Here is a 25,889-nt window from a genome sequence, read left to right as displayed (position 1 = left end):
AGCCGCCCCATATCTGGGGCAGCTCGACAGGGCATCGGAGCAACGTCCGGCACCGGGCCGATCAGGCGGCCTGGCAGGTGCGGCACCAGTAGAGGTTGCGGCCGGCCAGTTCGCCGCGACTCACCTCGCCCCGGCAGACGTGGCAGGGCGCGCCGGGGCGGCGGTAGACGTACACCTCGCCGCCGTGCCGGTCCACCCGGGGCGGCCGGCCCATCGCCGCCGGCAGGTGCGCGTCACGCACGGTGTCGATCCGGCCGTGCTCGACCGCGAGCCGCATCAGCCCGACCAGGTCGGCCCAGAGCGCGTCCCAACCGGCCCGGGTCAGCCGCCGCCCGGGCAGCGTCGGCGGCAGCCCGGCCCGGAACAGCGCCTCGGTCACGAAGATCAGCCCGGTGCCGGCCACCACGGACTGGTCCAGCAGCAGCGCGGTCAGCGGCGTCGGGCTTCGCGAGATCCGGGCGTACGCCCGCTCCGGGTCGGCATCGGTGCGCAGCGGATCCGGCCCGAGGCGGCCACGCAGTGCGGCCACCTCGGGCGGGGTGAGCAGCTCGCAGGCGGTCGGCCCGCGCAGGTCCAGCCAGTGCCGGTCGCTGGCCAGCCGCAGCCGAATTTGACCGACCGGCTCCGGCGGCTCCCCCGGCCCGTCGGTGAACTTTCCGTACAGCCCGAGGTGCACGTGCAGGGTCAACTCGCCGACGTAGTGGTGCAGCAGGTGCTTGCCGTACGCCTCGGTGCCGTCCAGCACCGCGCCGGAGAGCAGGGCGGCGCCCTCGGTGAAACGGCCCTGCGGGCTGGCGGCGTGCAGCTTGTCCCCGGCGAACAGCTCGGCGTGCCGAGCCGCCAGCCGATGAATCGTGTGTCCCTCTGGCACGGGTGCCAAGGATAGTCAGCAGCGACCTCAGAGGGCTGGGCCCCGGTCCGAGCAGCCGGTGAGCAACCCCAAGGAATCCATTGACTTCTATTACAAGGAATATTAACTGTAGGCAACGGATGCCGGACAGGTCGGGGCAATCCGTGACATCCATCTGCCGCGCGAGAGGAAGCCGTCAAATGGCCGCCATCCCCGTACCCCCGCCACCGGGCCAGCGCCGACGGTCCCGACGCCGAACGACCGCGGCGAGCTTCCTCACGCTCTGCACCGCCGCGGCCGTCGCCACGGTCGCCCTGCCCGCCCCGGCGTCCGCCGCCGGCGAGCCGGTGAGCATCTGGCTGACCACCACCTCGGACTCCGGTGGCCGCCAGGTCAGCCGGGGCCTCCAACCACAGGCACCGGTCACCTTCGCCGCCACCAGCGGCGGCGCGACGCACACCATCACGGTCGACGAGAACACCCGCTACCAGCAGTTCGAGGGCGGTGGCGCGTCGATCACCGACACCACTGCGTACCTGTTCCGAGGCGGTCCGATCAGCGCCGCCACCCGCGACGCCGTGATGAGCAAGCTCTTCTCCCCAACCGACGGCATCGGCCTCTCCTTCGTCCGCAACCCGATCGGCGCCTCAGACCTCTCCCGCCCCGGCAACGTCTCGCTCGACGACACCTGCTGCAACCTGAACGACTTCCACGCCAACGGCTACGACACCAACGTCCGGCTGCTCACCGCGCAGGCCCGGTCGCTCAACCCGGCGCTGCGGGTGATGGGCGTGCCGTGGAGCGCCCCGGGCTGGATGAAGGACAACGGCCGGATGGACCAGATGGGCTGGCTCAAGTCCGAGTACTACCCGATGTACGCCCAGTACCTGGTCAAGTACGTGCAGATGTACCAGGCCGCCGGCGTACCGGTGAACTACCTCTCGGTGCAGAACGAGCCGAACTGCTGCCAGGCCGGCAACCCGACGGCGATGAACTACCCGGGCATGAGCTGGAACGGGTCCGGGCTGGTGGAGCTCACCAAGAACCACCTGTACCCGGCGCTGCGCGCCGCCGGCCTCACCACCAAGGTGCTCGTGCACGACTGGAACTACGGCGACTATCCGAACTTCGGCGCGGTGCTGCTGGCCGACGCCGCCGTCCGCAACGACCCGCTCTTCGGCGGCATCGCCTGGCACGGCTACTTCGGTGACCCGGCGGTCGGCACCCAGGTGCGCAACCAGTACCCGGCGGTACGCCAGTTCAGCACCGAACACTCCGGCGGCACCTGGATCGGCAACCAGCACAATGAGGACCTGGCCGACATCGTCAACTACGCCCGCAACTACAGCGGCAGCCTGGTCAAGTGGAGCCTCGCCCTCAACCAGTCGATGGGCCCGCACAACGGCGGCTGTGACGTCTGCACCGGTCTGGTCACCGTGCAGGAGGGCGGCTCCCGGGCCGGCCAGGTCGACTACACGATCGAGTACTACACCACCGGGCACCTCACCAAGTTCGTCAAGCCCGGGGCGTACCGGATCGCCTCGACCGCCAACGGCTCGGTGCCGAACGTGGCGTACGTCAACCCGGACGGCTCCAAGGCGCTGATCGCCCACAACGGCGGCACCGGCACCCAGTCGGTCAAGGTGGCCTGGGGCGGGCAGTCCTTCACGTACTCGCTTCCGGCCCGGACCACGGCCACCTTCACCTGGTCGGGCAGCCAGTCCGGTGGGGGCGGCGGGGGCCGGACCGGCCCGATCGTCGGACTGGCTGGCAAGTGCCTCGACGTGGCTGCGGCCAGCAGCGCCGACGGCACGACCGTCCAGCTGTACGACTGCAACGGCAGCGCCGCACAGCAGTGGACGCTCGGCACCGACGGCACCGTGCGGGCGCTGGGCAAGTGCCTGGACGTCCGGGACAACGCCACGGCCGACGGCAGCCGGGTGCAGATCTGGACCTGCACCGCCGCCGCGAACCAGCGCTGGACCGCGACGGCGGCCCGCGACCTGGTCAGCGTCAGCGCGAACAAGTGTCTGGACGTGGTGGGCAACACCTCGGCCAACGCCACCCCCACCCAGGTCTGGAGTTGCACCGGTGGCGCCAACCAGAAATGGACGGTGCCGGCCTGACCGCCGGTGCGATCGGGTGTCGAAAATCGAGCTTCTGGGTACCTCCGGTGACATACCGCGTGGGTGCCACCCGTTCCGTCGGCCACCACGCATTCATCAGGAGGTGTGTTGTGGTCAGGATTCCTTCGCTGTCCCGCCGGTCCGAGCCGGCACCGACGCGGGACGAGAACCTCGACGGCCGCATTGACGGCCGCGACACCCCGGTCGACAGCGGCCGGGAAAGCTCGGCGGTCACCGGCGTGGGCCGGTCGGACGACAGCCCCGGCCGCCCGGTGGTCACCGATCGGGCCGCCGACCAGACGACGTACCGCAGCGCCACCGCGACCGACGACCAGGCCGGCGACGCCGGCGAGGCCGAGCGGCGGGCGACCGAACGGGCCGCGGTGGCCCGCGCCGCCACCGCCCGTCCGGTGGAGGGCGAGACCCGGCGGCCTGACCCGGAGGACCGGGTCGCGACCGACCGGCCGGTCTCCCCGGCGCCGGAGCGGACCGAGCCGCCGGTGACGCGCGGCCCGAAGCCGCGCGCCAGCCTGCTCGCCACGTTCGGCCTCATCGTCGCCGTCGCCGGTGCGCTCTTCGTGCTGACCGGCGCCCTGGCCGGGTACGGCATCGGGCTCGGCGCCCTCGGCGCGGTGCTCTCGGTGCTCGGCCTGTCCGCCACCCGCCGCCGGCACGTCGCCGGCAAGACCGACGCGCTGTTCGGCGTGCTGATCGGGCTGGCCGCGGTGGTGCTCGGGGTGCTGGCGATGACCGGCCAGTTCGACTGGCCGACCACCGACGGCGACTGGGTGCAGCGGTTCCGCGAGTGGCTCGACTCACAGTTTGTCGATCGTTTCTAGCGGGCACTGTTCCGCTCGCCGGTGGTGCACCGGCAAAAGCCGGCGGTTCGCCGGCAGCCCGAACTCTCCGGTGGTTCATCGGCCGGGCGACACCCTTTCAGGGGCGGCGGTTCGCCGCCCCTGAAGTGTTTTCGGGGCCCGGTTCGCCGGGCCCCGAGGCGTTTCCACGGCCTCGTCGACCACTCACGCAACGAATCGCAGCCGCCGACGGCTCAGACGCAACGAATGTTCGGTGTGCGCAACTCTCGGTGGTGGATCCTGCTGCTGGCGCCGCATAACGTTGAGCAACGGCGCCAGCCCGTGGGCCATGGTGGCCGGGCGCGCCCGACCCCTGGGAGCAGGACAATGACGATGGACGCCACCAGCCAGCGCCTGTTGATGTGCCGGCCGACGTACTTCGCCGTGGATTACGCGATCAACCCGTGGATGGACCCGAGCGCGCCGGTCGACGCCGCGCTGGCCGTCCAGCAGTGGGAGCGGCTGCGCCAGACGTACCTCGACCTGGGCCACACCGTCGAGGAGATCACTCCGGTGCAGGGCCTGCCCGACATGGTCTTCGCCGCCAACGGCGGCACCGTGATCGACGGCAAGGCGATGGCCGTGCAGTTCCGCGACCCGCAGCGCGCCGACGAGGCGCCGGCCTACCGGGCCTGGTTCGAGGCCGCCGGCTTCGAGATGTACGACCCGAAGCACGTCAACGAGGGCGAAGGCGACATCCTGCTGGCCGGCGACTACCTGCTGGCCGGCACCGGGTTCCGCACCGCGCACGCCTCGCACGCCCAGTTGCAGGAGGTCTTCGGCTACCCGGTGGTCACCATGCAGCTGGTCGACCCCCGCTTCTACCACCTGGACACGGCGCTGACCGTGCTCGACGAGCGGACCGTGGCGTACCTGCCCGAGGCGTTCTCGCCCGGCAGCCAGGCCGTGCTGCGTCGGCTCTTCCCCGACGCCGTGCACGCCACCATGGCCGACGCCGAGGTGCTGGGGCTGAACGCGGTCAGCGACGGGCGGCACGTGGTGCTGCCCGCGCAGGCCACCGACCTGGCCGCCAAGCTGCGCGACCGGGGCTACGAGACCATCGGTGTCGACCTGTCCGAGCTGCGTAAGGCCGGCGGCGGACCGAAGTGCTGCACGCTGCGACTCCGTCAGGGAAAGGCAAGCAAGTGATCGTGGACGACATGCTGCGGACGCCGGGAGCGGTCCGGGACGCCGAGCGCTGGACAGCGCACAACTACCACCCGCTGCCGGTGGTGATCTCGTCCGCGGAGGGTGCCTGGCTCACCGACGTGGACGGCCGGCGCTACCTGGACTGCCTGGCCGGCTACTCCGCCCTCAACTTCGGCCACCGGCATCCACAACTGATCGCCGCCGCACACGCGCAGCTGGACCGGTTGACGCTGACCAGCCGGGCGTTCATCCACGACCAGTTCGCCGACTTCTGCCGGGAGCTGGCCGAGCTGTGCGGCAAGGATCTGGTGCTGCCGATGAACACCGGCGCCGAGGCCGTGGAGACCGGGATCAAGGTGGCCCGCAAGTGGGGTTACCAGGTCAAGGGTGTGGCAGCCGGTCAGGCCAACATCGTGGTGGCCGAGGGCAATTTCCACGGCCGGACCACCACCATCGTGAGCTTCTCCACCGACGAGGACGCCCGCGCCGACTTCGGGCCGTACACCCCGGGCTTCACCGTGGTCCCGTACGGCGACCTGGACGCGCTGGCTGCCGCGATCGACGAGAACACCGTCGCCGTGCTGCTGGAACCGATCCAGGGCGAGCAGGGCGTCGTGATGCCGCCGGAGGGCTACCTGCCGGGCGTACGCCAGGTGTGCACCGACCGCAACGTGCTCTTCATCGCTGACGAGATCCAGTCCGGCCTGGGCCGCACCGGCACCACCTTCGCCTGTGACCACGAGGGCGTCGTGCCGGACATGTACCTGCTGGGCAAGGCGCTCGGCGGCGGCATCGTGCCGGTTTCCGCCGTGGCCGCGAACGCCGACGTGCTCGGCGTGCTCAAGCCCGGCCAGCACGGCTCCACCTTCGGCGGCAACCCGCTGGCCTGCGCGGTGGCGATCGAGGTGGTCCGACTGCTGGCAACCGGCGAGTTCCAGCGCCGCTCGGCCGAGCTGGGCGAACGGCTGCGGGCCGGCCTGGAGGGGCTGGTCGGCAAGGGCCTGGTCGGGGTGCGCGTCCGTGGTCTCTGGGCCGGTCTGGACATCGACCCGGCGCTGATGAGCGGACGGGAGGCGTGCGAGCGGCTCGCCCAGCGCGGTGTGCTCGCCAAGGACACCCACGGCTCCACCATCCGGCTCGCCCCGCCGCTGGTGATCACCGAGGAGGAGATCGACCTCGCGGTGGCTCAGCTCGCCGCCGTGCTGGCCAGCTGAACCGGAACGTACTTCGGGCGGGCGTCGGGACCACGATCCCGGCGCCCGCCCGCACGTCAGGCGCGGGGTAGGCGCATCGCCATGGTGGGGGCCTCGGCCATCACCGAGGTCGGGGTGAACGGGGCGCCGGCGGGCAGCTCCTCGGCGCGGCCGACCTGCACCCCGGGGTAGAGCTCCACCATGTCGCCCTCGCCCAGCACCCGGGACTGCTGCGGGGCCAGGGGGATCCGGTCGGACTCGGCCATCGAGCCGGCCGGCCGGATGCCGGAGCCGTTGGTGCTGACGTCGGTCACGATGACCTCGCCGACCCGCAGCTCGAAGCGGACGTGCCCACGACTGATCCACCGCCGGGCCTCGTCATTGAGCCACTGCCCGAGCATGATCCCGCCGTCCTGTTCGGGTGCCCGACCGGCCACCACCGGCTGCTCCTCGGTCAGCACGAACCGCCGCCGGACCAGGCCGCCGACGCGGACCGCGAGCACCTCGGAGCGTGGCCGGGGGCCGGCGTCACCGAGCCGCACGCCGTGCCGGGGGCAGGTCGGTACGCCGTTGCGCAGCGCGGGCGGCGGCTGACCGGCCGGGCTGCGTTCCACCACCCGGGCCAGGTCGGCGAACGCGCCGCCTCCGCCACCACTGCCGAAGAGCGCGCAGCCCGGCTCGGGGCAGCGCCACTGGCGGGCCAGCAGCTTCGCCCCGGTCGGCGAGCGCTTGCCGGCAACCGGCGTGTGCCCGCCACCGACGTGCGCGATGAACGCAGGTCCGCCGGCACCGGGCACCGGGGCGAGCACCCGTCCGGCCTGCTCGACCAGCCACGGGAACCGCCCGCGCAGCCCGTCGAAGCGGACCCGGCTGAGCACCGGAAGCCCGAGCAGGTCGGCTACCTCCAACATCCGGTCGCCCGGGTTGTCGAGCACCTCGACGAGCCCGTCGTCGGCCCAGCGGCGGACCACCATCCGCTCGTTGGAGGTGAGGTCGGCGTCGGAGAGCAGCGCCCGGTGCACCACGGCGTAGACCTGGACGCTGTCCTCCTCCAGCTCGCGGGAGAGCGCGTCGATGACCATGCCGAGCCGCAGCAGGCTGGCCGGCCGGCCGCCGTCGATGTCCTGGTAGCGGATCACCTCAGCCAGGTCGAGCACGGCCCGGGCCAGCGACGGGTCCGTGCAGACCCGGCCCTCGATGGCGTCCAGCACCTTGCTGATCTCAAACCTCATCGGGCGCTCCGAATGATCTCGTCGATCCGACGCGCCAGGTCGACGTCGCGGTGGGTGACCCCGCCGGCCGAGTGGGTGACGCAGCGGAAGGTCAGCGTGCGCCAGCGGATGTCGATGTCAGGGTGGTGGTCCAGCTCCTCGGCTGTCCCGGCCACCCGGTCGACCACCGCGATGGCCGCCGGGAAGCTGGTCAGCTCCACCGTGCGGCTGATCCCGGTGCCATCGCCCGACCAGCCCGTCAGCCCGCCCAGCTCGTCTCGCACCGCCTCCGCGGTGAGCAGGTCTGCCATGCGCCGACCCTACCGGGCACGGCGAGTGCCACCGACCAGCGGTGGCGGGGTGTCGGGGCGGACCCCACACGACGAAGCGGGGGCGGTGCCCTCCGGCACCGCCCCCACCAGGTACGTCCTCAGCCGCGCAGCGGCCGGCGTGCTCAGCCGCGCAGCGGCTGTCCGACGTCGTGCAGGTGGCCGAGCGCCTGCCGGTACGACTCGACCAGCCCGGTCTCGGTGTACGAGATGCCCTGCTCGTCGCAGTAGGCGCGAACGATCGGCTGCGCCCGGCGCAGGTTGGCCCGGGGCATGTTCGGGAACAGGTGGTGCTCGATCTGGTAGTTGAGCCCGCCCAGCGCGGTGTCCACCAGCCGGCTGCCCCGCACGTTGCGGGAGGTCAGCACCTGCTTACGCAGGAAGTCCAGCTCGTCCTCGGCGGTCGGCATCGGCATGCCCTTGTGGTTCGGCGCGAACGCGCAGCCCATGTAGAGGCCCCACAACGCCTGGTGCACGACAGCGAAGAGCAGTGCCTTCCCCGGCGACATGACCGCCAGCAGCAGCGCCACGTAGCCGGCGGTGTGCAGGACGAGCAGCCCCGCCTCGACGGCCCGGTGCCGCATTGGGGTGCTGTACCCGCCGTCCGATTCCCGGCCGACGATCGCCCGGATGCTCGCCACGTGCAGGTTCAGCCCCTCCAGCAGCAGCATCGGGAAGAAGAAGTACGCCTGCCGCTTGGCCATCCAGCGGCCGAACCCACGGGTCTCCAGCGCCTGCTCGGGCGTCCACACCAGGGCACCCGCGCCGACGTCCGGGTCCTCGTCCTCGTGGTTCGGGTTGGCGTGGTGCCGGTTGTGCTTGTCGACCCACCAGCCGTAGCTGATCCCCACTGCGACGTTGCCGGCGAGCAGCCCCACCAGTTCGCTGGGGCCGCGCCGACGGAACATCTGGCGGTGCCCGGCATCGTGGCCGAGGAACGCGACCTGGGTGGTGGCCACCGCCATCACGGCTGCGAGCGGCAGCTGCCACCAGGAGTCGCCGACCAGGAACACGGCGACCCAGCCGGCCACGAAGGCACCGAGCGTGATCACGATGCGGGCGACGTACGCGGCTGGGCGCCGCTCCAGCAGGCCTGCCTCGCTGATCCGTCGGGACAACTGTGCGTAGTCACTGCCTCGCCGACGTACCGGCGGTTCCGCCACCGCTCCGAGCGCCATTGGTGCTCCCGTCCCGCTCACGCCCGTGCCGGGGCGCCCGGGCTCATCTCGAGTCTCCCGGCATTGGTTGCGCTGAGTAACCCTGACAACCCCCGAATGGGGGGTAGGGCGAGCCCTACCCCCGGGGATTCGGCTCAGCCCATCCGGGCCACCACGGCCCGTATCCGGGCCAGGTCGCGGCGCCGCCGCTCGTAGCTGGCGGCGAGTCCGATCAGCGCCAGCCCGCCGGCACCCAGGTAGATCCACCGCGGCAGCAGGTCCCAGCCGCGGGCCAGTTCGTGCAGCGCCAGCACCGCCAGCACCCCACCGCCGAGCAGCACCGGGGCCTGCCAGCGGCGGGTGGCGCCGGCCAGCACCACGCCCAGCGCCGCCACGCCGAGCAGCAGCCGCCGCCACGGCTGCGGGTCCGCACCGGCCAGCACCGACACCAGGCTCGGCAGCAGCGCCGCGACCAGCCCCGGGCCGAGCGCCGGCCAGCTGGTCAGCCCGGGTCGGGTGCGCAGCGCCAACAGGCCCGCGCCGAGTGCGAGGGCCGCAGCCGGCAGGGTGTACGCCTCCAGCACGGTCACCCCGCCCGCGGCCAACAGCACCCACGCCCCGAGCAGTTCGCTGCCACCGGCGATGCCGGCGAGTGCCCACCGCCGGTCGGCCGGCTCGCCCCGGCGCAGCAGCCGCAGCGCCACTGCGACGCCCCAGAGCACGCAGACGGTCGCGAGGTGCCGCGCCACCTCGACCGCGAGCAGTGCCGCCACCAGCGCCACCGCCTGTGCGGCACCGTCCTGCACCCGCCCGACCCCGGCCCGCCCCGCCACACTCCAGTCGGCCGAAGCACCCGCCCCGGACGTGTCGGTGGGCGCTCCCGCCGCAGCGACCGGCGGACTGATCGCGGCGGCGACCGCCAGGACCAGCGCGGCCACCCCCAGCAGCGGGTACGCCGCCGCCCGCAGCGGCAGCCCGCCGGCGAGCGGCACGGTCACCGCCAGCGCGGAGGCCGCGCCCACCGCCGCAAGACAACCCGTGACGCGCACCTCGACGATCCGCGCCCCGACGGCGACGGCCACCGCCGCCACCAGCAGCATGCCCTCGGCGGCGAGCGTGCCCGCCCGGGTGGCCAACAGCCCCACCACACCGGCGGCGGCCAGCACCGCCCCCACCGGCACCGCCATCGGCGCGAGCGCCGGGCGAGGCACCGCCAGGGCCGCGAGCAGCAGCGCGGCCAACCCGGCGAGCAGGACGGCTACCGGCAGCACCGGCCAGGGCGCGCCGACCGCGACGAGGAGCACCGGCAGCGCACCCGCGGCGAACGGCAGCGCGGGCAGCAGCGTTGGTCGGACCCCCCGGCCGATCAGCGCGGCGGCCACCGCCAACGCGACCAGCGCCAGCCCGGCGGGGAGCGCCGCCGGGTCGGCGACGACCGTGGGCACCCCGGACCAGATCGGCCCCCGGCTGCCGTACGGGGCGGCCAGCGCACTCAGCAGTGCCGGCAGTGCGGCCAGCACCGCGACCGCCGCCAGCCCGGCGCCCGCCACCACCAGTGGACCCGACCGGCTGATCGCCGGCGGCCCCCCGACCGCCGACGACCCCCCGACCACCGGCACCCGCGACTCATCAGGTTGATCGCCGGCTGTCGGCAGGTCCCGCCGGGCGACGAACACGACGCCCAGCGCCGCCAGCGCGGCGTACAGCCCGAGCCGCTCATCCCCCGCCACGACCAGCGGCGCGAGCCCGGCCGCAGTCACCGCGACCGCAGCACCGGTCACCGCGTACCCGGTCAGCTCGACCCGGTGGCGACGCGCCGCGAGCACCGCGACCAGCGGCAGCCCGGCGGCGGCCAGCGCGGCCCGGGCCTGCCACCAGGGCGGTGCACCCACGGCGAACAGCGCCAGCGCGGCGACCGCCGGCAGCGCGAGCTGCGCGACCAGCAGCCCCGGACCGGCCACCCACCGGTACGGCCCGGCGGCCCGGCGCACGGCCAGTGCCAACCCGAGCACGGTGATCGTCCCGAGCGCCACCAGGGCAGCGGCCGGGGCGGCCAGGGCCACCAGCAGCCCGTGCCCCAGCAGGACGGCGCCGCCAAGCGCCCCGGTGAGCAGCGTGGCCGGTCGGGCCGCCGGACGGGCCAGCACGGCGAGCAGCAGCATGACCCCGCCGACCAGGTCCACGGCCACCACGACCGGCCAGGCCGCCGCCCAGCCGACGGGCACGGCGAGCAGCACGGCCGCCGCGCCGGCCGTGGCGAGCGGCACCCGCGCGCCCCGGGGCAGCAGGAGGGCCATCGCGGCGAGCGCCACCGCCAGAGCGGGTGCCACCTGCCAGCCCCAATCCAGGTCCGGACCGTTCTCGGCACCAGTCCACGGCGGCAGCGATCGGGCACCGGCGGCGACCGCCAGCCCGCCGGTGATCAGCACCGCGGTCTGCACCGTGCCCGCCGAGACCAGCAGCGCCCCGACGCGCGGGCCGGTCCGCCAGCCGGCGGGCAGCAGCCGTACGGCGCCGGCCAGCCCGAGGGCCACCGTGGCCGCCGCGAGCAGCAGCAGTGACGGCCGCAGCTCGGCCACCGGGCGCAGCAGCGCGGCGGCGAGCACCGGCACCAGCAGCCCGGCCGCCACCACCCGCAGCGCCCGTCCGCCGACCAACCGTGCCGCACCGAGCCCGGTCAGCGCGACCAGCAACAGCGGAACCCCGGCCAACAGCGGTGCACCCGCCGCCCGGCCGAGCAGCAGCGGCACCACGGCGCAGCCGGCGGCACCGACCAGCGCGGCGACGTGCCCGAGCCCGGCGAGCACACGGCCGGCGAGCTGGGCCGGCCGCCCCCGATCGCGCAGCGCGGCCAGCACGGCCAGGTCGAGCAGCGCCACCCCGAGCAGGACCAGCGCCCAACCGCCCGCCCCCGGCCGGGCCTCGACGGCGAGCAGCGGCAGCACCGGCTGGGCGGCCAGCAACGCGGCGAACCAGGGCCCGGTCAACCGGCTCCACCGGGCGTACGCCACGGCGACCGCCGCGCTGGCCCCCCCGACCAGCGCGGCGTACCTGCTGCCCGGCCAGCCGGCCACACCGGCCAGGTCCACCGACCAGGCCGCGTAGCCGTCCAGCACCACCAGCAGCAGCCCCACCGCGGCGAACGTCTCCGCCGTGCCGCGCAGCCCCCGACGAACCGCCAGCAGCGGGGCGGCCAGGACGAGCGCGGTGACCGCCGCCAGGATCAGGGCCCGTCCGCCGACCCCCACCGCCGCCCAGGCCACCGCAGTGAAGACCACGGCCGCGGTACCCAGAAGGAGTCCACCGAGGACGAAGAGCAGGCCCTGGACCGTCCGCGTCGAGGTCTCCGCCGCGCCGGGTGCCGGGGATCCCGTACCGACCGGCGCCGGAACCCCCGGCCCGGCGGGCGTCCCCGGCCCCTGGAACGGCATCGGGCCGGTGAACGGCGTCGGGCGCACGGCGACGGAAGCGGCCAGCCCGGCGCGAACGCGCGCGGCCAACTCGGCCCGCCGCTGCGTACTGGCCGCCAGCCGCCCGGCCAGCTCGACGTACGTCCGGCGGGCCCGCTCCACCTCCGGCGCGAGCTGGGCGACCTCCCGGCCCAGCCGGACCACCTCGGCGGCGACGGGGTCGGGCGGACGACGGCAGCCGGCGCACCCGGTACTCAGGTCGGCCGGGGCGCCGCAGGCGGGGCAGGGATAGCCGGTGTCATCCACCCGGTCATCATCGAGACCGGGTGGGGTGCCCGCCCAGAGTGCGCGTACTCAGGGGCGCGTGTGCTCGTGTACCCAGGTGGCGTAGCCGGGGTCACCGCTCTCCACCCTGGACACCAGAATCTCCGGCACCTCGTACGGGTGGCTGGCCCGGACCTGGTCCACCAGCGCGGTCAGCCGGTCCGGCGCGGTCTTGAACTGCACCGACCACTCGGTGCTGGTCTCCACCCCGGACCGCCACCAGTAGGTGCTGTCCACCTGACCGCCGACCTGGGCGCAGGCGGCGAGCCGTCCGGCGACGGCCGCGGCCGCCAGCACGTCGGCGACCGAACGCGCATCCACCACCGTCGTCACCACGCAGATCTGGTCCACGTCCGCACCCTACGCGGCGACCTCCCGATTGGCCGCGATCCAGGTGTCGATCCGCGCCCACCAGTCATAAAGCCAGTCGATGCGTTCCTGCCGACCGGTCGGCACGTCCTCCGGCGGCACCGACCAGAACCGCATCACGATCCGCTTGTCCATCGGCAGTTCGCGCCACACGTCGGCGACGGTGACCATCCGGTCCAGCCCGGTGTGGGCGACGAAGATGACCCCGGCGTCCGGGGCGGCGTCCAGCGCGGCGAGCACCCCACCGGGCTGCGGGGCGAGCACGTGCCGCATCCGTTCCGCGCGCAGGGCCATTCGCTCCAGGCCGAGGGAGCGCAGCCGGGCGATGGCACGCAGCCGGCGCTTGGGGGTGAAGTTGCCGCCCTCCGGGAAGATCACGAAGGCGTCGTTGTCGTCCAGGCCGGTGGCCAGGTGCCCGACCTGGCGTACCGTCTCCTCGCCGCGCTCCGGCGTCGGCGCGATGAACCGGTTGGGCAGCCGGTTGAGCAGCACGTCGATCGCCGGGTCCCACTGGAGGCTGTCCTTGAGCACGATCCGCGGCTCCCGGTTGAACCAGTTGACCAGCCCGTGGATCAGGATGAACGAGTCGCCAGGCCCGGCGTGCCGGCAGAGCACCAGCTCAGGCCGGCCGGGCAGGGCGGTGTCGGGGTCGGTGCCCACCACGTCGATGCGCAACCGCAGCGTCCAGTGGGCCTGCCAGAACAGCACCCGCAGGAACCAGCCCGCCAGCACGTAGTGCGCGCGCTGGAAGGCCGGCGACCGGGTCCGCCAGCCAAAGCCGGAGACGACCCAGAGCACGAAGAGCGCGAGCAGCGCGGCGGCGTCCCAGACCAGGTACACGCAGCCGATCCAGAGCAGTCGCAGCGGGCGCAACCGGCCCCGGACCAGGGGGGAGGCGGCTGCGGCGACCAGCGCCCAGACCGGCAGCGTGGTCACCACGGCGACCGCGAGCAGCACCACGGCAGGGGCGAACAGCAGCCGGCGCAGCCACCTGGGGGGCAACGGCATCACCGCACCACGTGGGTGGCCAGGTAGTGCCGGGAGGCGGTGTACGCCCGGCTGATCCGCCGCCCCACCGCCGCCACGTCCCGGTACGCCCACGGGGTGTCGTCGCGCGGGTTCAGCCCCCCGGTCGGCAGGACGTGCACCTCCACCCCCTCGGGCAGCGCGGCCATCTCGCGGAAGAACCGGTGCCGGCGGGAGATCTCGAACGCGACCTGCGCGATCTCCCACGGACGCCGGGGCGGTGTCAGCTCCCGTTCGATCCGGCCCACCTGGAGGACGAAGATCTGGCGGGCCCCGACGGCCACCGCCTCGCCGATCGGGATGGAGTTGACGATGCCACCGTCCACATAGTGCGCTCCGTCGATCTCGGTGGGCGGAAGCAGGCCGGGCACCGAGGCCGACGCCAGCACCGCCGGCACCACCGGACCGCTGTCGAACCAGTGCTCGGCGGCCCGCTCGATGTGCGCGGCGCAGCAACGGAACGGCACCCGCAGGTCGGCGAAGGTGGTGTCCACCCCCAACTCGGATTCGAGTAGGCGGCGCAGCGGTCGGGGCGAGTGCAGGTGGGTCCGGGCGGCGAAGCGGCGCACCTGCCGGGCGACCGAGTCGCCGTACACCTCGCTGGCCTCCGGCGAGGCCCAGAGCCGGACCAGCCGGTCGGTCACCGCCTCCGACGGGTCGGCGGCGACCAGCGCGCCGTTGACCGCGCCGATCGAGGTGCCGAGCACCAGGTCGGGTTGGATGCCGGCCCGGAACAGGGCACGCAACATGCCCACCTCGACCGCGCCGAGCACTCCCCCGCCGCCGAGTACGAACGCCACCGGTCCCCCCGCCATACCACTCATCCTGGCACGGGCCCGCCGCCGACCGGTCGGCCGCCGTCGCGGGAGGGGGCGGCGCACGACAGGGCCACTCATCGACGACGGCGTTGACAGGCCGGACACATTCGCGCAACCTGATACCGCTCCCACCCCGAGGCAGGTGCGATCCGTGAAGGCAGCACTGCATCCGGGCCGGTTGCTGGCCCGCAGGTACCGGCTCATCGACCAGGTCGGCGCCGGCGGCATGTCGGTCATCTGGCGCGCCCGGGACGAGGTGCTGGACCGGGTCGTCGCGCTCAAGGTGCTCGCCCCGTCGCTGGCCGCCGACGCCCGGTTCCGGGGCATGGTGCGCGAGGAGGCCCGGGCCGCGGCCCAGTTGGTCCACCCGCACGTGACCTCGGTGCACGACTACGGCGAGACGGTCGACCCGGACGGTTCCATCACCTCGTTCGTCGTGATGGAGCTGCTCAGCGGCGAGGAGTTGAAGCTGCGGCTCACCGAGGGGCCGCTGCCGTGGGCCGAGGCGGTCCAGGTCGGCGCGCAGATCGCGGACGCGCTGGCCGCCGCGCACCGGCTCGGCATCGTGCACCGCGACATCACCCCGGCCAACGTGATGATGACCGACGTGGGCGTCAAGGTGCTCGACTTCGGCATCGCCACCCGGATCGGGGCACCGGACGAGGACGAGGACGGCGGCACCTTCGGGACTCCGGCATACGTGGCACCGGAACGGCTCGACGGCGCGCCCGCCCAGCCGGCCACCGACGTGTACTCGCTCGGCGTGCTGCTGCACGAGGCGCTCACCGGCCGGGTCCCGTACCCGGCGGACACCTGGGAGCAGCTCAGCGCAGCGCTGGCGGGCGGCCCGCCGCCGACGCTGGCCGAGGTGCCGGAGCTGCCGCCGGTCGTGGCCCGGATCTGCCTGCGCAGCCTGGCCCGGGATCCGGCCGACCGGCCGACCGCCCGGCAGGTCTCCACCGCGCTGCGCGACCAGCCGCTGCCGGCCGACCCGCCGACGGCCACCATCCGGGTGCCCACGCTGACCCCGCCCCCGGCACCCTCGGTGCCGGACACCGTGGCGACCGAAACCGGCGGGGCGGCGGCGGAACCGGCCGCACCGGAGGCGGGACCGGCCGACGGTGGGCCGGCCCGGTCGCGTCGCCGGCCGGCCCTGCTGCTGGTTCCGGGCATCCTGGCGGTCGGTGTGGCGCTGGCCGTCGCGGCCCTGCTGCCCGACGATCGGCAGCCAGCGCCCCGGACGCAGCCCTCGGTTGGTCCGTCGGCGTCCGCGTCGAACGATCCGCCGATCAGCGAGCCGTCGGGCCCGGCCGCGTCACCGTCGGCGCGGTCGAGCACCGGCTCGCCCACCTCGGAGCCGGGCACGCTGGTGGAGGCCGCCAACCGGCTCAACCGGCTGATCGGCGCCGGGTTGGACGCCGGGGAGATCCGCCCCGACGTCGGTCTCGACCTGCGCAACGAGCTGCGCAACCTGACCGCGGCCGTCGGCTCCGGCCGGGGCGAGCTGGCTCCGCCGGTGGCCCGGCTGCGCGAGAAGGTCGCCGTCCGGCTGGGCGAGGGCGGCATCAGCCCGGCGTACGCGGAGCGGCTGGACGCCGCCATCGCCGAGCTGGGTGCGGCCCGGGTCTGACCGCGGCCACAACGGCACCGGGGCAGGCTGATCAGCGGACCGCGACTCCGGCCGACTCGCGGACGTCGTGCCGGCCGGCGACGACCCGTCGGTAGACCTCCTCGTAGCCGGACGCCAGGCGCTCGGTCGAGAAGTTCTCCGCGACGTGCGCCACGCAGTCCTCCGGGTCCAGTTGCTTCGCCGCCCGCAGGGCCTCGGGCAGGTCCTCCGGCCGCTCGCACACCAGCCCGGTCACCCCGGGAAGGACCAGCTCCGGCACCGCGCCCCGGTCGAGTGCGACCACCGGTGTGCCGGTCGCCATCGCCTCCAACATCACCATGCCGAACGGCTCGTCCCACTGGATCGGCATGATCAGGCATCGGGCGTCGACCAGCATCCGCAGGGTCTCCGCGCGGCCGGCGTTGAACACGACCCTGACGTCGTCGCCGATCAGCGGCTCGACCACCTGCTCGTAGTAGCGGCGCTCGGCCGGCTCGTTGCACTTGCCCGCCAGCAGCAGCGGCACCCCGGCCGCTCGGCACGCCCGGATGGCGAAGTCCGGGCCCTTGTCCGGGCTGAACCGGGCCAACCACAGCACCGGCCCGGGACCGGGTGCGGTCTTGCGTGGAAAGCCCCGGATGTCCAACGCGTTGTGCACCGTACCGACCCAGGGCAGGAGCGGGTTGAGCCGGCGCTGGGCGTGCGAGATGGCCACCAGCCCGACCCCCTGGTCGACTTCGCCGAGCACGTCGCCGTACTCCCCCACCGGGTTGCCGTGCACGGTCGCCACCGTCGGCACGGCCCGGCGGCCGGCCACCAGCGGGCCGATCGTGGTGTGGTCGTGGATCACGTCGAAGTCCGCCGCTGTGATCATCTGGTTCACCCGGGCCAGGTGGGCCAGCTCCGGCAGTGACTCGCCGAGCCGCTCGTACTGGACCTCGGGAACGGTGGAGACGAAGCCGCCGGCGGCGGTGCCGTGCTCGACGCCGGCACCGAACAGGGTTACCGCGTGGCCGTGCCCGGTCAGCGCGTCCACCAGGCCGGCGACCACCTGTTCCAGGCCGCCGTAGCCAGGCGGCGGTACGGACAGCCACGGCGGGACCACCATCGCGATGCGCAACGACCGCTCCGGAGGGCGGTCGGCGGGCGGGTGGTTCACAACCACGAGTCCTCCCCGTTGATCCCCGGTCGAGCGTCGCCGCCGGCATGGTCTGCGGCGGTTTCCCCACGGCGTCTCCGGTAAACCGGACAAAGACGGACGCTCAACCGCCGACCAGGAGCTGGTCGTGGACCACCCGCACCCCCGGCGCGGACCAGGCCACCCGCTCGACCTGGTCGCGTTCCCACCACGAGTGGACCACCCCGGCCAGGACCAGCGTGTCGCCGTCCACCTCGACGGTCACCCGGTCGGCGCCGAGCGTGCGCAGCAGCGCGCGCTGTACGTCGCGCCGCAACCGCTCGGCGACCGGCGGCGCCGACGGTCGCACCTCGACCAGGTTGGTGATCCCCCGTACGCCGTCCAGCCGGCGCAGTTCCCCCTCGGCAGCGCGGCGCTGCCAGCCGAACTCGACCTCGCCGCGGAGCATCAGCCAGCCGTTCGCGACTGTCACGTCCAGGCGCTCGGCCGGCACGAAGCTGTCCCACTCCAGCGCCCGACTGGCGGCGATGGCGATCTCGGCGTCGGTACGCCCCGGTGTGCCCGGCAGCCGCACCTCGATCTCGTCGGCTACCGCCCGCACCCCACGGACGCGCTGCGCGCAGCGGGTCGCCGCCCAACTGCGGGCGGCGCCGTCGACGAATCCGGTCAGGGTGACCACCCCCTGGTCGACGGTCACGCCGATCTCGTTCGGTTGCAGCTGCGCGTCCCAGGCCAGCTCGGCCAGGACGTCGCGCTGGATCTGCTGGTCGTCGCGGACATCCGTCGCCGTGCTCATGGCATCCACCCCCCGTACGGTCGCGGGCTCGCCTTCCGAACGTGCCGGGCGCACGGGTGACGGCGGTTCACCCGATCCGGGTGAACCGCCGTCAGGGCGGAAAAGAGCGGCGGGTGACGGAGCCAACCCCCTTGGCCCCGCCACCCGCCGCCGGAGGGAGGAGGCAGGTTCAGATATCGGTTAGGACGTTTCGGCGAGCGTCACGGTTGCCGACTTCTCGGCGCCGTTCCGCTTGAACTGCACCTCGACCCGGTCGCCGACCTTGCCGGCCTGCACCGCGCCGACCAGGTCGTCGGAGTCGTTGACCGCCTTGTCGCCGAACCGGGTGATCACGTCACCCCGCTGGAAGCCGGCCTTCTCGGCGGGGCTGCCCGCGGTGATCGACGCGACCAGGGCGCCGCCGCCCTCGGCCTGGTTGACGCCGACCCCGAGCGACGGGTGGCTGACCTTCTCGCCGCGCTGGAGCTTGCCCGCGACGTCCTTGGCCTTGTTGCTGGGGATGGCGAACCCGACGCCGATGTTGCCGGTGCTCTGCCCGGAGGTGGCGATGGCGGTGTTGACGCCGATCACCTCGCCCCGGGTGTTGACCAGGGCGCCACCGGAGTTACCCGGGTTGATCGGGGCGTCGGTCTGGAGCAGGCCGGAGATCGAGCTGACCGCCTGGCCCTGCTGGCTCGGGTCCTGCTGCTGACCCTCGCCAGCCCGGATGGTGCGGTCCCGGGCGCTGAGGATGCCCGCGGTCACCGAGCCCTGCAGGCCGAGCGGGCTGCCCAGGGCGAGCACCTGGTCGCCGACCTGCATGCCGTCGCTGTCACCGAAGGTGGCCGGCTTGAGATCGGAGACCCCGTTGGCCTTCACCACGGCCAGGTCGGTCTTCGGGTCGGTACCGATGATCTTCGCTTCGGCGGTCTTGCCGTCGGCGAAGACCACCTGCACGGTGTCCCCGCTGGCGGAGGCGACCACGTGGTTGTTGCTGAGCACGTAGCCGTCGGCGCTGAGCACCACACCGGAGCCCTCGCCACTGTCGGTGGCGATGGAGACGACGCTGTCCTGCACGGCGGCGGCGATCTTCGGCAGGTCGGCGCTGTTGAGCACCGGGGCCGCGGAGTAGGTGCGGGTGACACCGCCACCGTCGTCGTCGAGAGCGAGCGCGAGCGACCCGCCCGCCACGCCGGAGCCGAGCATCAGGGCGAACACCGCGACACCGGCGCCGGCGAACTTGGCGATCCGGCCCGGCCGGGGCCCGGTGCCGGGCGGCGTAGCCTGCGGACCCCAGGGCGGCACCGGCTGCCCCGGGTGCTGCTGCTGGTGCTGGTGCTGCTGGTACGCCGCGCCCGGCTGGCCCCCGCCGGCCCAGCCGGACTGGTGCTGGCCCGGGTACCACGGAGAGCCGGGGTACCGGCCGGCGGTCGGCTGCGGGTAGCCGTGCTGGCCGGGCGCCGGGTGCCCGGAGACCGGGTACGGCGGCGCGGAGGGGGTGGCGGCCGAGGGCTCGTACCCGGTCGGCTGCCCAACGGCCGGCGGCGCGCTGGCCGGCTGGCCGGGCTCGTACCCGGTCGGCTGCCCAAAGGCCGGCGGTGCGCTGGCCGGCTGGCCGGCGGAGGCGGCGGGCACGGCCGGGGTGACGGCGGTGGTCGCCGCGTCCTCGGTGGTCGACACGACCGGAACAGGGGTGGTCGGGGAGTCGGACTGCGCGCGCTCGTCGCGCGGCAGCTCGGCGGTGGGGTGCGACGGCTCGGCGTCGGTTGCGGCCGGCCGGCGCTGCGGGTCGGACTCGAACTCGGTCATGCCACTACCTTCTCCCCGGCCACTGCGATCAAGCTGGATCCGTCCTGGAAGTTGGCTGAAAGTCACTCGCCCGTCTCGTCGACCTGAGGCGCCTGAGGCAGCCGGACCCGGAACGTGGCCCCGCCGCCGGGGGTCTCGGTCACCTCCACCGAGCCGTGGTGGGCGGCGACCAGCGCCGCCACGATGGCCAGGCCGAGGCCGGTGCCGGTGTTGCCGTCGGCCCGCCTGGTGCGCGCCGCATCGGCCCGGTAGAACCGCTCGAACACCCGTTCCGTCTGCTCCGGGGAGAGGCCCGGACCGGTGTCGGCCACCTCCACCACCGCGAGGTTCCCCGGCTCGGCGCGCAGCCGCAGCGTGATCTCGGCGTCCGGCGGGGTGTGGGTCAGCGCGTTGGTGACCAGGTTGCCGATCACCTGACGCAGCCGCGCGTCGTCGGCGAAGACGACGAGAGGGCCCGAGCCGGGCTCGATCTCCAGCTCGATCCGCCGGTCCGGCGCGATCGCCCGAGCGGCGTGCACCGCGTCGGAGGCGAGCACCGGCAGCTCCACCGGGGCGAGCGAGAGTGGCCGTTCCCGGTCCAGTCGGGCGAGCAGCAGCAGGTCCTCCACCAGCAGCCCCATCCGGGCCGCCTCGTCCTCGATCCGGCGCAGCAGGCCGGCGGTCTGCTCCGGTGCCCGGGCTGCGCCCTGCCGGTACAGCTCGGCGAAGCCGCGGATGGTGGTCAGTGGGGTACGCAGTTCGTGCGAGGCGTCCGCGACGAACTGCCGCATCCGCCCCTCCGAGCGCCGGGCCCGCGCCTCGGACGCCTGGGCGGCAGCGGCCGCGTCCCGCGCGGTGCTCTCGGCCGAGCGGGCGGCGGTCTCCGAGGCGGCCCGGGCGGTGAACGCCGCCTCGATCTGGGCGAGCATCGCGTTCAGCGCACGGGAGAGCCGGCCCAGTTCGGACGTGGGGTACTCCTGCCCCTCCTCCGGGTCGGGCACCCGGCGGGTCAGGTCACCGCCGGCGATGGCCGCGGCGGTCCGTTCGATCTCCACCAGCGGCTTGAGGCTGGTCCGCACGATGGCCGCGCCGATCGAGGCCAGCATGATCAGCACCGCACCGCCGACTAGGAGGTCGATCCAGACGAGCTGCTGCACCGCCCGGTCCACCTCGGTCAGCGGCTGGCCCACCGCCAGCACCGAGCCGTCGCGCTGGGCGGCGTAGTACACCCGCCACCGGGTCTGGCCGTCGTGGGACACGACGGTCCGCGGCTCCCCCTCCAGATCCGCGAAGCCCGCACGACTGGTGGGAAAGGTGGGCAACTGCTCGGGGTCGAGACTGATGTCGTCGTAGATCGCCCGGTACACCCGCTGGTCGTCGGCGAGGGTCACGACGTAGTCGCTGGGCAGCATGGCGTTGATCTCACCGCTGCGCAGCTTTGGGAGCAGCTGACCGAGACCCTGGGCGGTTGACCTGATCTGCCCGTCCACCTGGCCCACCAGGTAGTTGCGGAGGAAGTAGGCGGTCAGCGAGCTGATCACCAGCAGTGCGACAGCGACGAGCGCCAGCACCGAGGTGACCAGCTTGAACCGCAGTGGTACGCCCCGCAGCCGTCCCTTCGCCTGCTGGACCGCGTTCACGCCGCTGGCTTGCGCAGCACGTACCCGACGCCGCGGAGGGTGTGGATCAACCGGGGCTGGGTGGTGTCGACCTTGCGCCGCAGGTAGGAGATGTAGGACTCGACGATGTTGTCGTCGCCGCGGAAGTCGTAGTTCCAGACGTGGTCCAGGATCTGCGCCTTGGACAGCACCCGGTTGGCGTTGAGCATCAGGTAGCGCAGCAGCTTGAACTCGGTCGGCGAGAGCTGCACCCGCTGCCCGGCCCGGTGCACCTCGTGGGTCTCCTCGTCCAACTCCAGGTCGGCGAAGGTGAGCCGGGACGGGGCCTGCTCCCCGGTGGTGGTGCGGCGCAGCACGGCCCGGATCCGGGCCGTCAACTCCTCCAGGCTGAACGGCTTGGTGACGTAGTCGTCGCCACCCAGGGTCAGCCCACGGATCTTGTCGTCGGTGGCGTCCCGGGCGGTCAGGAAGACCACCGGGGTACGCGTACCGCCCTCGCGGAGCATCCGGATGACCTCGAAGCCGTCCAGGTCCGGCAGCATCACGTCGAGCACCACCAGGTCGGGCCGGTGATCCTTGGCGGCATTCAGGGCCGCGCTGCCGCTGGTCGCGGTGGCCACGTCGAACCCCGCGAAGCGCAGGCTTGCGGAGAGCAGTTCGAGGATGTTCGGGTCGTCCTCGACGACGAGCAGTCGCGCCTCGGTTTGGGTAGCGGGCATGTGCCCATCATCGGTGACCTCACTGCGTCGGCGCTGGACACTTCCTGCAAAAACCCTGTGAGTCGTTGACCGCCACCTCTCCCCGGCGGGCGACGACGGTCAGCGCAGCAGCCGGCGCAGCCCGTCCAGCGCGCCGTCGAGCAGTCGGATCGCGGTACGCACCTGGGTGTCGCTGAACTGCCGGGCCCGCGCCAGCCGGCCCACCTCGGCGGTGAACGCGGCCAGCCGCTGGTCGAACTCGTCGAGCAGGGCCGCGCTCGGCCCATTGGCCGACGCCGGACCGGGCGGCGGCGGAGGGGGAGGCGCCGAAGACTCCCACCGGGTACGCCGGGTCTGCCGGGCGGCCGCGTTGAGCTCCCGCTTGAGGTCGCGCACCGAGCCGCTCACCTCGCTGCGGATCTCGCCCGCCAGGGTAGAGAGGTCCGCCACCGAGGCGGCGATGTCCGCCTCCAGGGTGGCCAGCTCGCCGTCGCGCTGGCGCAGCTCGTCGCGGCCCGCGTCGGTGATGCCGTACGTCTTGCGGCCGCCCGCGGCGGTGTGGCTGACCAGCCCTTCGGCCTCCAGCCGCTGGAGCCGGGGGTAGATGGTGCCGGCGCTGGGGGCGTACAGCCCGAGGAACCGGTCCTCCAGGAGGCGGATCAGCTCGTAGCCGTGCTTCGGGCCGTCGTCGAGGAGCTTGAGCAGGTAGAGCCGGAGCCGGCCGTGGCTGAACACGGCGGTCACGGCAGCTCCTTCTCGTCGTCGCGCACCGGCCGGGCGAGCAGCGCGATGCTGCCCGAGGTGGCGGAAGCCCAGAGCTTACCCTCGCCTGCGCCGAGCACCCCCTCGCTGTTGGCCAGCGGGAATGTCGAGGTCCGCACCTGGGGAAACCCGCTGGTGATCCGGCCTGAGGCGGTGTGCAGCCGGACATCGAGGTCGCTGTCCTCCCGGACCCGCACCGTGATGCTGCCGGAGATAGTGGTGAGCCGGATCTCGCTGCCCCGGGGGTTGTCCAGGTCGCAGGTGATAGCTCCGGAAACGGTCTGGGCGTGCACCCGGTCGGCGGCACTGTCGGCGAGGATCACCTCCCCGGAGACCGTCTCCAGGGTGAGGTCACCACCCACCCCGAGCGCCTCCACCGGCCCGGAGGTGATCTTCGCGGAGGTGCTGCCGCGCAGCCCCATCAGGGTGATCTGGCCGGCGGTCACGTCGACCGTGGTCTCCCGGCGCAAGCCGGAGGCGACCAGCGAGCCCGCAACCAGGCGGAGGTCGGCGAGGACGTCGGCGGGCACCGCGACGGAGACGTCCACCTTCGGGTAGCGGGTCAGCGACCGGAGCCACCGCAGGGCGTCCGCCCAGCCCCGACCGCGCTCCTGGCGGAGGGTGAGCCGGCCGTCGGAGTGGGTGATCAGGACGGGCCGCCGGCCGACCCGGGTGATGTCGATCCGGGTCGGGCCGTCGGTGGCGACCACGTTGAGCCGCCCGCTCACCAGGCGGACGTCCAGCCGGGTGACCGGGCCGTCCACGGTGAGCCGCTGCGGGCTGTCGACCGTCCATCCGGTCATCGCGTTCTCCCCTCGACGACGCGCCGACGCGCGTCCGACAACGAGACAGTAACGCGATACATCGCGACAGCACAAGACTGCCGCCAGTTGTCAGGCCGCCGGGCGGAGCGGCGTCCACCCCGTGGCGTGGATGATCAGGCCGCCAGGTCCAGCTCCCGGCCGGCGTCCGGCGTCAGCGCGGGCGCGGATGCGGGCGACGCGACGGCCGTCAAGGTGGGCACCGGGTGCAGCCGGCCCCGCGTCGCGGCACCCGCCACAGGCCGCAGGTGTACGGCCGACTCGGCGGCCCGGGCCAGCAACCGCCGGTCGGCGTCGCGGGCCGGGTGCAGCGCGGCGGCGATCGTCACCGAGACCACCAGTTCCCGCGCCGCGACCACCCGCGCCATCGAGCGCAGCAGGGTGTCCGCACCAAGGAAGGCGGCTGCCGTGGTGGCCGTCCCGGTGACCTCGCACCGGTAGGCGAGCCGCAGCGGCACCACCGGGCTGCCCGCGTCGATGGCCGCCTGGAACATCGCGGGCCGGAACCCGCCGCCGGGACGGCAGTCGGCCGCGCCGTCCCCGGCGCACCAGGTCGTACCCTCCGGGAAGACCGCGACCGGCCGGCCGGCGCGCAGCGCGTCGGTCACCCGGCGCACGGTGGCCGGCAGCGCCCGCGGCCGGGACCGGTCCACGAAGACCGTGCCCGCCGCCGCGGCCAGCAGGCCGAGCACAGGCCAGGAGCGGACCTCACGCTTCGCCACCATCCGGGTCGGCGCGACCGCCAGCACCGCGAGGATGTCCAGCCACGAGACATGGTTGGCGACCAGCAGTGCGCGCCGCCGGGGCAGCCGGCCCCGGATCACCAGCCGGACGCCGAACGCCCGCGCGGTGCCCCGGGCCCAACCGCGCACCGCCGCCTGCCGCTCCGGTGCCGGCAACACCGGCAGGAGCACCGCCAGGCCCGCCCCGGCCAGCAGCATGCCGGCCACGGCGACCAACCGAAGGACCCGGCGGGGCACCGGCACCGTCGGCACCTCGCCGGCCGCCGGCAGGCACTCCTCGTCGCAGCCGGAGGAGGGCCGCCACAGGTCATCCGACACGGCGGTCACCGCTCCACCCCGCCCAGGAAGTGCCGCAGGTAGCGCGGGTTCATCCGGTCGAGCGAGAAGAGCACGTAGAAGTCCGCGACCCCGAAGTCGGGGTCGTACGAGGGCTCACCACTGATCCACGCGCCGAGCCGGAGGTAACCGCGCAACAACGGCGGCACCAGGGCCCGGCCGGCCGGGCTGGGAACGGTGGTCGCCGGGTCAACGAGTGCGGCCGGCTCGGCGAACCAGGGCCGCAGCGGGCGGACCCGCAGCGGCGGCGGCGCCAGGTGCCGGGCCTGGGCCTGTGCCCACACCTCGGCGACCGCGCGACCGCCGTCGGCCACCGGCACCGAGGCGCAGCCGCCGAGCCAGCGCGAGCCTCGCAGGTGCAGGTAACGGGTGATACCGGCCCACATCAGGTTGATCACCGCGCCGGAGCGGTGATCCGGGTGCACGCAGGACCGGCCCGCCTCGACCAGGACGTCACGGAGCGGGTCGAGCGCGGCGAGGTCGAACTCGTCCTCGGCGTACCGCCGGTTGGTGCGGCCGGGCGGCAGCAGCCGGTAGGTACCGACCACCTCGCCGGTGCTCTCCTGGCGGACGATGAGGTGGTCGCAGTGGGCGTCGAAGGGGTCCACGTCCAACCCGACCTCGCCCGGGCGGAGGGTGGCGCCGAGCTCGGTGGCGAACACCTGGTGACGCAGGCGTTGCGCGGCCGCGACCTGGGTGGGGTCGTCGGCGATCAGCAGGGTGTATCCGCTGGTCGTAAGGGGTGCGCCAGCGGCATGCAGAACGGCCATGGGATCTGTGT

The 25,889-nt window shown here is 73.8% G+C and carries 22 protein-coding genes; 5 read left to right on the top strand and 17 right to left on the bottom strand.

The window, feature by feature from the left end; all coding sequences use genetic code 11:
- Window positions 1-61: 61 nt before the first annotated feature.
- A complete protein-coding gene (locus tag ABZV00_RS20765) occupies window positions 62-871 on the bottom strand; it encodes a DNA-formamidopyrimidine glycosylase family protein (RefSeq protein WP_355608587.1) in 810 nt (269 codons plus the stop codon).
- 179 nt (window positions 872-1,050) lie between these two features.
- Here ABZV00_RS20765 and ABZV00_RS20760 point away from each other — a divergent pair, with 179 nt between their 5' ends.
- The 4 genes from ABZV00_RS20760 to rocD all read left to right on the top strand — a co-directional run bounded on the left by ABZV00_RS20760 (window position 1,051) and on the right by rocD (window position 6,196).
- Window positions 1,051-2,976: a ricin-type beta-trefoil lectin domain protein gene (locus ABZV00_RS20760; protein ID WP_355608584.1), complete on the top strand. Its 1,926-nt coding sequence runs from the start codon at window positions 1,051-1,053 to the stop codon at window positions 2,974-2,976.
- 110 nt (window positions 2,977-3,086) lie between these two features.
- On the top strand, window positions 3,087-3,815 hold the full coding sequence (locus tag ABZV00_RS20755) for a DMT family transporter (protein ID WP_328419944.1): 729 nt from the start codon (window positions 3,087-3,089) through the stop codon (window positions 3,813-3,815).
- A gap of 351 nt (window positions 3,816-4,166) precedes the next feature.
- Entirely contained in the window at window positions 4,167-4,982 is an 816-nt protein-coding gene (gene ddaH, locus ABZV00_RS20750; protein WP_355608722.1) for a dimethylargininase, read from the top strand.
- Complete coding sequence (gene rocD / locus ABZV00_RS20745) at window positions 4,982-6,196, top strand: ornithine--oxo-acid transaminase (protein ID WP_328426075.1); 1,215 nt, start codon at window positions 4,982-4,984, stop codon at window positions 6,194-6,196. Before ddaH ends, rocD begins: the two co-directional genes overlap by 1 nt.
- 56 nt (window positions 6,197-6,252) lie before the next feature.
- On the opposite strand, the gene ABZV00_RS20740 is transcribed toward rocD, so the two are convergent.
- From ABZV00_RS20740 to ABZV00_RS20710, 7 genes are all read right to left on the bottom strand, one after another.
- A complete protein-coding gene (locus tag ABZV00_RS20740; protein ID WP_328419946.1) occupies window positions 6,253-7,407 on the bottom strand; it encodes an FHA domain-containing protein in 1,155 nt (384 codons plus the stop codon).
- Complete coding sequence (locus ABZV00_RS20735; RefSeq protein WP_355608580.1) at window positions 7,404-7,697, bottom strand: 4a-hydroxytetrahydrobiopterin dehydratase; 294 nt, start codon at window positions 7,695-7,697, stop codon at window positions 7,404-7,406. Before ABZV00_RS20735 ends, ABZV00_RS20740 begins: the two co-directional genes overlap by 4 nt.
- Before the next feature lie 143 nt (window positions 7,698-7,840).
- Window positions 7,841-8,893, bottom strand: a complete 1,053-nt coding sequence (locus tag ABZV00_RS20730; protein ID WP_328419950.1) for an acyl-CoA desaturase — start codon at window positions 8,891-8,893, stop codon at window positions 7,841-7,843.
- 134 nt (window positions 8,894-9,027) lie between these two features.
- The gene (locus ABZV00_RS20725) at window positions 9,028-12,588 is read right to left on the bottom strand and encodes a hypothetical protein (RefSeq protein WP_355608577.1); all 3,561 of its coding nucleotides are present in this window, start codon (window positions 12,586-12,588) and stop codon (window positions 9,028-9,030) included.
- Between the two features lie 48 nt (window positions 12,589-12,636).
- Entirely contained in the window at window positions 12,637-12,957 is a 321-nt protein-coding gene (cutA, locus tag ABZV00_RS20720) for a divalent-cation tolerance protein CutA (RefSeq protein WP_328419954.1), read from the bottom strand.
- A 9-nt stretch (window positions 12,958-12,966) separates the two neighbouring features.
- Window positions 12,967-13,983 carry a 1-acyl-sn-glycerol-3-phosphate acyltransferase gene (locus tag ABZV00_RS20715; RefSeq protein ID WP_328419956.1) on the bottom strand — a complete coding sequence of 339 codons (1,017 nt, stop codon included), beginning with the start codon at window positions 13,981-13,983 and terminating at the stop codon, window positions 12,967-12,969.
- Window positions 13,983-14,816: a patatin-like phospholipase family protein gene (locus ABZV00_RS20710; RefSeq protein WP_355608573.1), complete on the bottom strand. Its 834-nt coding sequence runs from the start codon at window positions 14,814-14,816 to the stop codon at window positions 13,983-13,985. The genes ABZV00_RS20715 and ABZV00_RS20710 overlap by 1 nt, the downstream gene beginning before the upstream one ends.
- A gap of 154 nt (window positions 14,817-14,970) precedes the next feature.
- On the opposite strand from ABZV00_RS20710, the gene ABZV00_RS20705 reads away from it, so the two are divergent.
- Window positions 14,971-16,449 (top strand): protein kinase, encoded by a 1,479-nt coding sequence (locus ABZV00_RS20705; RefSeq protein WP_355608570.1) that lies wholly within the window; start codon window positions 14,971-14,973, stop codon window positions 16,447-16,449.
- Window positions 16,450-16,480: 31 nt separating this feature from the next.
- On the opposite strand, the gene ABZV00_RS20700 is transcribed toward ABZV00_RS20705, so the two are convergent.
- The 9 genes from ABZV00_RS20700 to ABZV00_RS20660 all read right to left on the bottom strand — a co-directional run bounded on the left by ABZV00_RS20700 (window position 16,481) and on the right by ABZV00_RS20660 (window position 25,878).
- Complete coding sequence (locus tag ABZV00_RS20700; RefSeq protein WP_328426077.1) at window positions 16,481-17,536, bottom strand: glycosyltransferase family 4 protein; 1,056 nt, start codon at window positions 17,534-17,536, stop codon at window positions 16,481-16,483.
- 154 nt (window positions 17,537-17,690) lie between these two features.
- Window positions 17,691-18,362: a BON domain-containing protein gene (locus ABZV00_RS20695; RefSeq protein WP_355608567.1), complete on the bottom strand. Its 672-nt coding sequence runs from the start codon at window positions 18,360-18,362 to the stop codon at window positions 17,691-17,693.
- A gap of 180 nt (window positions 18,363-18,542) precedes the next feature.
- Entirely contained in the window at window positions 18,543-20,150 is a 1,608-nt protein-coding gene (locus ABZV00_RS20690; RefSeq protein WP_355608564.1) for a trypsin-like peptidase domain-containing protein, read from the bottom strand.
- Window positions 20,151-20,212: 62 nt separating this feature from the next.
- On the bottom strand, window positions 20,213-21,769 hold the full coding sequence (locus ABZV00_RS20685) for a HAMP domain-containing sensor histidine kinase (RefSeq protein ID WP_355608561.1): 1,557 nt from the start codon (window positions 21,767-21,769) through the stop codon (window positions 20,213-20,215).
- The gene (locus ABZV00_RS20680) at window positions 21,766-22,467 is read right to left on the bottom strand and encodes a response regulator transcription factor (protein ID WP_030336721.1); all 702 of its coding nucleotides are present in this window, start codon (window positions 22,465-22,467) and stop codon (window positions 21,766-21,768) included. The genes ABZV00_RS20685 and ABZV00_RS20680 overlap by 4 nt, the downstream gene beginning before the upstream one ends.
- A 99-nt stretch (window positions 22,468-22,566) precedes the next feature.
- The gene (locus ABZV00_RS20675; RefSeq protein ID WP_355608558.1) at window positions 22,567-23,190 is read right to left on the bottom strand and encodes a PadR family transcriptional regulator; all 624 of its coding nucleotides are present in this window, start codon (window positions 23,188-23,190) and stop codon (window positions 22,567-22,569) included.
- Window positions 23,187-24,011 carry a DUF4097 family beta strand repeat-containing protein gene (locus tag ABZV00_RS20670; RefSeq protein WP_328419970.1) on the bottom strand — a complete coding sequence of 275 codons (825 nt, stop codon included), beginning with the start codon at window positions 24,009-24,011 and terminating at the stop codon, window positions 23,187-23,189. Before ABZV00_RS20670 ends, ABZV00_RS20675 begins: the two co-directional genes overlap by 4 nt.
- A 134-nt stretch (window positions 24,012-24,145) precedes the next feature.
- The gene (locus tag ABZV00_RS20665) at window positions 24,146-25,099 is read right to left on the bottom strand and encodes a lysophospholipid acyltransferase family protein (RefSeq protein ID WP_355608555.1); all 954 of its coding nucleotides are present in this window, start codon (window positions 25,097-25,099) and stop codon (window positions 24,146-24,148) included.
- The gene (locus ABZV00_RS20660) at window positions 25,096-25,878 is read right to left on the bottom strand and encodes a GNAT family N-acyltransferase (protein ID WP_355608552.1); all 783 of its coding nucleotides are present in this window, start codon (window positions 25,876-25,878) and stop codon (window positions 25,096-25,098) included. The genes ABZV00_RS20665 and ABZV00_RS20660 overlap by 4 nt, the downstream gene beginning before the upstream one ends.
- Window positions 25,879-25,889: the final 11 nt, after the last annotated feature.

It is taken from the genome of Micromonospora sp. NPDC005173 (assembly GCF_040608515.1).
Classification (GTDB): Bacteria; Actinomycetota; Actinomycetes; order Mycobacteriales; family Micromonosporaceae; genus Micromonospora.
This window is presented reverse-complemented; position numbering and strand designations above follow the sequence as displayed.

Excerpts from the sequence above, each read along its gene's own strand:
- ABZV00_RS20735 (WP_355608580.1), bottom strand. The coding sequence starts at position 7,697 with ATGGCAGACCTGCTCACCGCGGAGGCGGTGCGAGACGAGCTGGGCGGG.
- ABZV00_RS20680 (WP_030336721.1), bottom strand. The coding sequence starts at position 22,467 with ATGCCCGCTACCCAAACCGAGGCGCGACTGCTCGTCGTCGAGGACGAC.
- ABZV00_RS20695 (WP_355608567.1), bottom strand. The coding sequence starts at position 18,362 with ATGAGCACGGCGACGGATGTCCGCGACGACCAGCAGATCCAGCGCGAC.
- ABZV00_RS20670 (WP_328419970.1), bottom strand. The coding sequence starts at position 24,011 with ATGACCGGATGGACGGTCGACAGCCCGCAGCGGCTCACCGTGGACGGC.
- ABZV00_RS20740 (WP_328419946.1), bottom strand. The coding sequence starts at position 7,407 with ATGAGGTTTGAGATCAGCAAGGTGCTGGACGCCATCGAGGGCCGGGTC.
- ABZV00_RS20660 (WP_355608552.1), bottom strand. The coding sequence starts at position 25,878 with ATGGCCGTTCTGCATGCCGCTGGCGCACCCCTTACGACCAGCGGATAC.
- ABZV00_RS20760 (WP_355608584.1), top strand. The coding sequence starts at position 1,051 with ATGGCCGCCATCCCCGTACCCCCGCCACCGGGCCAGCGCCGACGGTCC.
- ABZV00_RS20700 (WP_328426077.1), bottom strand. The coding sequence starts at position 17,536 with ATGGTGGTCCCGCCGTGGCTGTCCGTACCGCCGCCTGGCTACGGCGGC.
- ABZV00_RS20715 (WP_328419956.1), bottom strand. The coding sequence starts at position 13,983 with ATGCCGTTGCCCCCCAGGTGGCTGCGCCGGCTGCTGTTCGCCCCTGCC.
- ABZV00_RS20710 (WP_355608573.1), bottom strand. The coding sequence starts at position 14,816 with ATGGCGGGGGGACCGGTGGCGTTCGTACTCGGCGGCGGGGGAGTGCTC.
- ABZV00_RS20730 (WP_328419950.1), bottom strand. The coding sequence starts at position 8,893 with ATGGCGCTCGGAGCGGTGGCGGAACCGCCGGTACGTCGGCGAGGCAGT.
- ABZV00_RS20690 (WP_355608564.1), bottom strand. The coding sequence starts at position 20,150 with ATGACCGAGTTCGAGTCCGACCCGCAGCGCCGGCCGGCCGCAACCGAC.
- ddaH (WP_355608722.1), top strand. The coding sequence starts at position 4,167 with ATGGACGCCACCAGCCAGCGCCTGTTGATGTGCCGGCCGACGTACTTC.